Raw genomic sequence first — 8,294 nt, forward strand, 5'->3', positions numbered from 1 at the left:
AGTTATTAGTAATAGTGGGTTGGTAGAGATAACTGAATAAATTTGTTTAAAAAAAGCCTTCTAAAAGTTTACAAATACTAATCAAGTTAAAATTAATTTAAAAAATAATTTAATAATAAAATTTAAAAGAAAAAAATTCCAAATATATTTAAATAAATAGTCTTAAGTAGTGGAAAAAAGCTACATAATTTTGATATAATATTATTAAATGAAGAGAGGAGAATAAAAGTGAAAGATATGAAAAGTGAAGGCCTGTATAGAAGGAATGGTAAGAAAGTATATATAAAGCAACCTGAATATAGTGAAATGGCGTATGTATCTGAACTTTGGAGTGATGAAGCCACTATGGAAGACATTGGTGGGGTTTTTAATTTTAGTGAAGATAAATGGGAGCCATTTTATAAAAAGATGGTTAGCCCATCAGATGGTAAGAATTTTTACTGTTTAATATACAATAATAAAGATATACCAGTTGGAGAAGTAAGCTTTCATGGATATGATCTTGTAACTAAAACTGCAAGGTTTAATATAAAGGTTCATGATAAACATAGAAGAAGAGGATATGGTAAAGAAGCAATAAATCTGTTATTAGAATATTATTTCCAAGAGTTTGGAGGTAATATAATGATGGATACAGTTAGAACTGAAAAAGGAATAGAACTCTCTAAAAAATTTAAATTTGAACAAATAGGAAAAGCAAAGGAAGGAATTACCTGTAGAATAACTAAAGAAAAGTTTTTTAATTCTAACAAAGGATCTAAAAAATATGTTGAAGTATTAGTTTTAGATGAAATGAATATTTTAGACTATTCAATGCCTTTTGAAATATTTAATAAGGCTAATAAGGTAGCTAAAGAAGATATTTTTAATACTTCAAGTGTTTCTTTTATAGATAAGATAAAAGGAAATTCAGGAATAGAAATAAAAAGAAGTTCTAGAAGTGAACAAAAACCTAATATAATAATAATTCCTGGTGGGATTGATACAAAAGAAAATTCTAAAAATGTAATAGACTATATTCTGAAAAATTATATAGAATGTGATTATATTTGTGCATTTTCTGAAGGAATAAGTTATTTAGTTAAATGCAAAGAATTAAATGGAGTTTTTGTACCAAATGGAAATTGGATAAAATTACTTTTAGATGAAGAAAAAAGAACACTTAGAATACTAAATAAAAATTATATAGATAATGGAAAAATAATGTTAAGCACAAATCTTATGGGAACATTAGAGCTTTGCTTAAATATCGTAAAAAAGGTTTGCGGTGGAGAAATAGAAGAAAAAATTAAAAGTGAATTGGGGTTAAAATAGGACAATTTTATATACATTGTCCTATTTTTTTATTTTTATAATATACATATAATATAATGATTAGATTTAAGATAGAACGTTTAATTTAAACTTCTATAATTAAATTGGAGGAAATATGTATAGGAATTTAAAAAATTCTAAATTTATGTATTTAAGTTTAGCTATATTGATAACGATAGTTGTTTTTTTATTTTTAAATGATTATCAACTAAATAAAGAGGTACGTTGTTCAAAGAAGATACTTAAGTTTATGGAAGAAGAAAAAATAATAGATAGTTTAGAAGAAAGCAATTATACAAGTACAGTGTCTAGAGTAAATAAAAAAGGAAAAATAAAATTATATAAAATAAGCAATGAAAAATATACGTTAGAATTAAATGATAAATATGAATTGGTAGCTTTTACAAATAATAAATATGGAAACCCAAAAAGTGAAATAAATATTAATAAAGCTATAAATTTAGGAGAAACATATTTAAATAAGCTTTGTAATAATAAATATTTATGTATTGGCGAAGTAAAAAATAAAGACAGAGAAAAATTACCTTATTATGCACTAAAATTTCAAAGAATTATAAATGGATATCCTTATTATGGAATAGAAGTTGTATTAAATATTCATAAAGAAACTGGGGAATTAGTGGGATATATAAATAGAGTAGAGAGCATTAAAATTAGAGAAACAAAAATAAAGATAAGTGAAGAAGAAGCTAAAAAGATTGTTAAAGTTAAGCTGGAAGAAACAAATAGTAATGTGAGTATAAAAGATGAAGCTTCTATAGCTTATTATAGTAAAAATGATGTAAAAGAAAAAAGTAAATTAGTTTATATTATTACAGTAGAATTATTAAATAGTAAAGGAGGGAAAGAGAAATATGATTACTTTGTAACTACTGATAAAGGAGAAATAATTAATATTGTTAAAGAAGTTGAGCATAGTAGTTATGAAGAAAAATAAAAAGCACACTAATTTGTGTGCTTTTTTTATTCCCATTCAGAAATATTTTCTAAACCTTCAATAGACTCTTTCTTAAATATAGGATCTTTGATTCCTTTTTTCTTTTGTTCAGTGTAATCTTTAAGAGCTGCAAAAGCAATTTTACTAAGAAGAAATATTGCAATTAAATTTACTATTGCCATGAATCCCATGAATACATCAGCTAAATTCCAAACTATAGAAACTTTAGCTAAACATCCGAAAAATACCATAAAAACAACAAAGATTCTATAAAGGAAAATATATCTTTTTTTAGATGTTAAGAATGATATATTGGATTCTCCATAATAGTAATTACCAACAATTGAACTAAATGCAAATAATAAAATGCAGATAGCAATAAATATATTTCCCCAAGAACCAACTTGAGAACTAAGAGCGCGTTGAGTAAGTTGGATTCCATCAATACTTCCTGAAGTATAATCAACTCCTGATAAAAGTATAATAAAAGCAGTACAACTACAGATTATTAAAGTATCAGTAAAAACTCCTAATGTTTGAATTAATCCTTGCTTTACAGGATGAGAAACTGAAGCTGTTGCTGCTGCATTAGGAGCACTTCCCATACCAGCTTCATTAGAGAAAAGACCTCTCTTAACACCAATTAAAATTATTCCGCCAAGAGTACCACCTGTAAATTGCCTAAATCCAAAAGCATTTTCAAAAATTAAAGTAATAGTTTCTGGTAATTTAGAGGAGTTAATTAATATTATAAATAAAGCTACTAAAATATATGCAACTGCCATTATAGGAACAATAACTTCAGATACTTTAGCAACTCTATGTACACCACCAAATATTACAAAAAGAGTTATTAGTGAAAGAATTATTGCTACTACTATTTCATTTACATTAAATGCTTCATGAAAAGATGCAGTTATTGTATTAGCTTGAACAGCATTAAAGACTAATCCAAATGATATAGTTATAAGAATTGAGAATAATACTCCCATCCATTTTTTATTTAAACCTTTTTCCATATAATAAGCTGGTCCACCTTTGAAAGTACCATCAACATCTTTTTCTTTATAAATTTGAGCAAGTGTAGATTCTATAAAACTAGAAGCAGAACCAAGAAGTGCAATAAGCCACATCCAAAAAATTGCTCCAGGGCCTCCAGCTGCTATAGCAATAGCTATACCTGCTAAATTACCTGTACCAACTCTAGAAGCAGTGCTGATACAAAAAGCTTGGAAAGAAGAAATACTTCCTTTTTTATTTTTATTTCCTATACCATCCCCTAAAAGTCTAAACATTTCTTTTATGTATCTAAATTGAACAAAATTAGTTTTAATTGAAAAATATAAACCAAGAACTAGTAACATAGCTATTAAAATGTATGTCCACAAGAAATCATTAAAACTAATAATAATAGAATTTAAAGCATCCATTATTTAATACCCCCTACATATATTATTTAATATACATTTTATATTAAATAAGATTAAAATGCAATAAAATAATTCTAATTATGCAAAAAAAGTTCTTATAAAAGAAAAAAATAAATTAAATAGGATTAAAATGCAAGAAGTGTTTTTGGTTAATGCAAATTATAAAATGTTTTTAAAATTAAATTTAATAAATAAAAAAATACTACCTAATTAAAGGTAGTATTTTGGAATGTTAAGCTGCTATATCAAATTTATTTGGTTTTGATCTATTTGAATTAGTAGATTGAGTATTAGTAGGTGGAGTTGCATTAGTAGCAGGTGGATTAGTATTAGCAGGTGGAGGTGTATTAGTAGCAGGTGGTGTAGTATCACCACTTGGTTTATTATCAGTTCCACCTTCAGAATTTCCACTATCACCTTCAGTTACATTTTCTGAAGAAGGTGGAGTAACTTCATTATTTTCCTCTTCTAATTTTTCATTATTATCTTCCTCTTTAGGCTCTTCATATTTACTATTATCATATGATGTTGGTAAAACATATTTACTGTCAGCAGTATTAGCATTTGGATAATCTTTCTTTATAAATACTTTCATAACTCTTAAGTTAGGTGGAGTATTTGCATTAGCAAGAAGATTATTTTGGCTATTTACTTCAGCTTCAACATGAGTTTCACAATATCCAGTAGGTTGAGTACCAGATATAAACATTTCAGTTCTTATTCTATTTCCTCTAGGATCTCTTTTGCAAAGGGATGTAGGTAATTTACCTGAATCCATACAAACAGAAGTTTTTACAATTCCACTAGGCATATTTATATCAGTAGTACTTAATCCAGCATTAGCAATATTCATTATTTTACCCCAAAGGGAAGCCGCAGTTTGTCCAGATCCACCACCATTTATTTGTCTTTGATTATCATAACCAACCCAAACAGCTGCACTATAGTGAGGTGTTAAGCCAGCAAACCAATAATCTTTGTTACTATCAGTAGTACCAGTTTTACCCGCTACAGGCATAGAACCAAATTTAGCATATGATGCGTTATAAGTTATTGGGCCTTTTAACATATCATAAAGAATATAAGCAGCTTGTGGTGAAAGAACATTGGTTTTTTCTTTTTTAGCTTCTAATATTACATTTCCATCCCTATCTAGAACTTTAGAGTAAAGCTTTGGTTCTATATAAACTCCGCCATTACCAAAGATTCCATAAGCAGAAGCCATAACAAATGTATTTCCACCATCAATATCATTAGATGCATTATTAAATTGGCCAAGACCAACAGCCGAAAGTCCTTTTGATTTATCATTAAATTTTAATCCAACTTTTTCACCATAATTAATACCAGTTTTAGCTCCAACTGAATTAGCTGTTAAAACAGAACCAATATTACTTGAATATTTTAGAGATTCACGTAATGATAAAAGTCCTTTATAAGAGTTTGGTGAATTTTTTAATTCTCCACCATATATTTTCTTTATATTTTCATTTTGTGAATCATCAATAACAGAAGCTGCTGTTAAAACTTTTTGGTCAATAGCAGGTCCATAAGAAGTTAATGGTTTTATAGATGATCCAACAGATCTTAGAGCATTATAAGCTCTATTAGTAGATTTTGCTCCTTGATTTCCACGTCCACCTACAATAGCACGAACTTCTCCAGTTCTATAATCTGTAACAGTAGCAGATGCTTGAAGATGAGGAACACCATCTTTATTCTTAGTATCAGCTCCATACATATTGAAATTACTGTAATTATCAAGAATTTTTTGAACATTGTCTTGAAGTTGAGTATCTATAGTAGTAAATATTTTTAATCCAGCAGTAGATATTATATTATTTACTTCTTCATCTGTATATTTATATTTAGATTTTAAATCTTTTTTTACTTGATCTAAAGCAGGATCAAGTGCCCATTCATATTTAAGTCTATAATCAACATAAGCACGTTCAAATTTAAGTTTTCCATTATCTAAATCTTTTAATGATTTTTGATATGTTTCTTCATTAATATAATCATGTTCTCTCATTTTCATAAGAACAGTTTTAGTTCTATCGATATATCTTTTTGGGTTCTGTACATTTTCAGAAATATATGCATTATAAGTATTAGTTGCTTGTGTCACTCCTGCTAAATAAGCACATTCTATTAAATTTAAATCTTTAGCATTTTTATTAAAATAATATTTAGCACCAGCTTGGGCACCATATGAAGTTCCACCAACTGGGAAATTATTTAAGTATGCAGTTAATATTTCATCTTTAGTCATATGATTTTCTAATTGCATAGCTAAGTATATTTCTTTTACTTTTCTTTCAATTTTTTGTTCGTTTGTAAGCATAGTGTTCTTTATTAATTGTTGAGTTAAAGTAGAAGCACCTTGAAGTCCTCCTTTACCAGTTAAATAATATTTAACATCATATAAAACAGCACCAGCTAATCTTTTTACATCTATACCACTATGTTCATAAAATCTTTCATCTTCAATAGATACAATTGCATTTTTTAAGTTTTGTGGTATTTCATTAGATTGTAAAGTAGTTTTAGTCTTATCAGCAACGTTTAGTGTATCAATATATTTTTCATCTTTACTATAGAAAGATGAAGGTTGATTGCCATGTTTAATTTTTTCTACATCTATTTCAGGAACTGTTTTTATAATTGCAAATATATAACCCAATCCAACTACACTAGCAGATAAGATTAAAAGTAGTATTGAAATAAGTGAATATTTTAGAATTTTCTTTCCCTTTTTATTTTGGGATTTATCTTTAGATTTTTTAGATTTGCGTCTTTTAGAATTTGTTTTATTTTTATTATCCACATTTATGCCATTAGGTTTTCCACGAGAAATATTTGTTTTACGTGGACCTGTGTTTTGGCCATCTCTTCGATTGTTTGAGATATTATCTTTTGCCATCTGTCCCTCCTAAATTTTAGTGTTAAAAATAATATTCCATACAATTATAACATAATTATATTAGTAGGAAAACAATAGAGAAATAAATAAAGGTGATTTATGGAATATTATACTTGTAAAAAGAAGAGAAGAAAGATAAAGCCATGGATGTTAATTATATTATTGATGATTTTAATTATTAATTTAGCTTTTATGATTTTTGATAAAAAAGTTATGCCAAATGTTTTTGAAATTGCAAAATTAACTATGAAAAATAAAACAACCCAGTTAATAAGTGATGTAAGTATGGAAGCATATAATGAATTATTTATAAGAGAAAGTGTTTTAGACATATCAACTGATAAAGAAGGAAACATAAATATGATTAAAGCAAATACTATGAAATTAAATAAATTAAATGCAATAATATCTAAAAAGTGTAATGAAGCTTTAGATAAAATGAGATCAGAAGGAATAAAAATTCCATTTGGGTGGGTAACAAATAGTAGTATTTATTATGAATTTGGACCAGATATAAAAGTAAATGTTGATCCAATAGGAAATGTATCAACAAAGTTTGTAGCTAATTTTGAGAGTGCAGGGATAAATCAAACTAGATATACTGTTAGTTTAGAAGTGGAAGCAAAATTAAATGTACAAGTTCCGCTTTATATGGAAGAAATATCTGTTAAAACAGAAGTTCCTTTGGCAGATGCAATAACTGTTGGAAAGATTCCAAATACTGCAATTGATCTTGGAAGTTTTGGGAAAGAAAATTTTCAAGCAATAGGTAAAAATTAAATAAAAAGACCTAATCTTTTAATTAAATTAGGTCTTTTTTACTTTAAATATGAATTTTTGCAATTTCTTGATTTATATTAACTGATAAAATACCAGTTTCTACTGGTTGTGAAGTAGTAAATACTAAATAGAATGAATATTTAGTATGTGGACTTAAATTTGTTCCATCTAATATATTAAATGAATTAGTTGTATTATGAACATTATTTGCATCAACTGTATGATTAAAATCAATAGTGTAATTACTGTTATCATAATTTAGAGTAAATAGATTAGGATTATCTTTTATTTTAAAACCTTCTATTTTATTATCAGTAATATTTTCTAATGTTACTTTTACAATTGAAAAATTATTTGGTGTAGTATAAGTATTTTTACCTATAGTCTTAGTATTATTAAGTGAATCTATAGTAATATTGTAATCCCCTATTTTAATAGTTTGACCAATTTTATATATACTTGAAGAAGTAGTAACTTCTTTGTTAGAAATTGATTTTGGAGTAGAATTATAATCGTAAATAGCAAATACAAATATTAAAATTATAATAATTACTCCAATAAAAACTTCAAGTTTTTTTGATTTTTTATTATTAACATTTTCAGACATTAAAAATTCCCCCTGTAAATTTTTCTTACATACATTTTATCAATTATTAAAAATATATTTAAAGAAAAAATATTATTAAAAGGATTATAAAAAAAGATATGTATTAAAAAAATTTTACTAAATTGCATTATTAACTAAATCTAATTAATAAATATAAAGCTATTATATTAAAATTGAAAAAATTATTTTGAAAATTTGAATTTATTGTAAAGTTATAAACCAAAATATATAATAAATAGAAATATAATTAGTTATTTACAAAAAGTACTAATAGTTTAATAA

6 protein-coding genes are annotated in these 8,294 nt (G+C 26.1%); 3 read left to right on the forward strand and 3 right to left on the reverse strand.

What is annotated here, in order from left to right:
• Positions 1-237: 237 nt before the first annotated feature.
• On the forward strand, positions 238-1,314 hold the full coding sequence (locus tag CLTHE_RS13305) for a GNAT family N-acetyltransferase (RefSeq protein ID WP_242945650.1): 1,077 nt from the start codon (positions 238-240) through the stop codon (positions 1,312-1,314).
• Positions 1,315-1,429: 115 nt separating this feature from the next.
• Complete coding sequence (locus CLTHE_RS13310; RefSeq protein ID WP_080023885.1) at positions 1,430-2,272, forward strand: hypothetical protein; 843 nt, start codon at positions 1,430-1,432, stop codon at positions 2,270-2,272.
• A 26-nt stretch (positions 2,273-2,298) separates the two neighbouring features.
• Here CLTHE_RS13310 and CLTHE_RS13315 read toward each other — a convergent pair whose 3' ends face one another.
• Both CLTHE_RS13315 and CLTHE_RS13320 read right to left on the reverse strand, forming a co-directional pair.
• Positions 2,299-3,702, reverse strand: coding sequence for an alanine/glycine:cation symporter family protein (locus CLTHE_RS13315; protein ID WP_080023886.1), 1,404 nt, complete (start codon positions 3,700-3,702; stop codon positions 2,299-2,301).
• Between the two features lie 232 nt (positions 3,703-3,934).
• The gene (locus tag CLTHE_RS13320; RefSeq protein WP_143324083.1) at positions 3,935-6,625 is read right to left on the reverse strand and encodes a transglycosylase domain-containing protein; all 2,691 of its coding nucleotides are present in this window, start codon (positions 6,623-6,625) and stop codon (positions 3,935-3,937) included.
• Positions 6,626-6,724: 99 nt separating this feature from the next.
• Here CLTHE_RS13320 and yunB point away from each other — a divergent pair, with 99 nt between their 5' ends.
• Positions 6,725-7,405 (forward strand): sporulation protein YunB, encoded by a 681-nt coding sequence (gene yunB / locus CLTHE_RS13325; RefSeq protein WP_080023887.1) that lies wholly within the window; start codon positions 6,725-6,727, stop codon positions 7,403-7,405.
• 43 nt (positions 7,406-7,448) lie between these two features.
• Here the strand turns inward: yunB and CLTHE_RS13330 are convergent, their stop codons facing one another.
• The gene (locus CLTHE_RS13330) at positions 7,449-8,012 is read right to left on the reverse strand and encodes a DUF4352 domain-containing protein (protein WP_080023888.1); all 564 of its coding nucleotides are present in this window, start codon (positions 8,010-8,012) and stop codon (positions 7,449-7,451) included.
• Positions 8,013-8,294: the final 282 nt, after the last annotated feature.

The sequence above is a fragment of the Clostridium thermobutyricum DSM 4928 genome, from assembly GCF_002050515.1.
Classification (GTDB): Bacteria; Bacillota; Clostridia; order Clostridiales; family Clostridiaceae; genus Clostridium; species Clostridium thermobutyricum.

Bases quoted from the DNA above. Each gene is read 5' to 3' on its own strand.
- CLTHE_RS13305 (WP_242945650.1), top strand. From the start codon at position 238: ATGAAAAGTGAAGGCCTGTATAGAAGGAATGGTAAGAAAGTATATATA.
- CLTHE_RS13310 (WP_080023885.1), top strand. From the start codon at position 1,430: ATGTATAGGAATTTAAAAAATTCTAAATTTATGTATTTAAGTTTAGCT.
- CLTHE_RS13315 (WP_080023886.1), bottom strand. From the start codon at position 3,702: ATGGATGCTTTAAATTCTATTATTATTAGTTTTAATGATTTCTTGTGG.
- CLTHE_RS13320 (WP_143324083.1), bottom strand. From the start codon at position 6,625: ATGGCAAAAGATAATATCTCAAACAATCGAAGAGATGGCCAAAACACA.
- yunB (WP_080023887.1), top strand. From the start codon at position 6,725: ATGGAATATTATACTTGTAAAAAGAAGAGAAGAAAGATAAAGCCATGG.
- CLTHE_RS13330 (WP_080023888.1), bottom strand. From the start codon at position 8,012: ATGTCTGAAAATGTTAATAATAAAAAATCAAAAAAACTTGAAGTTTTT.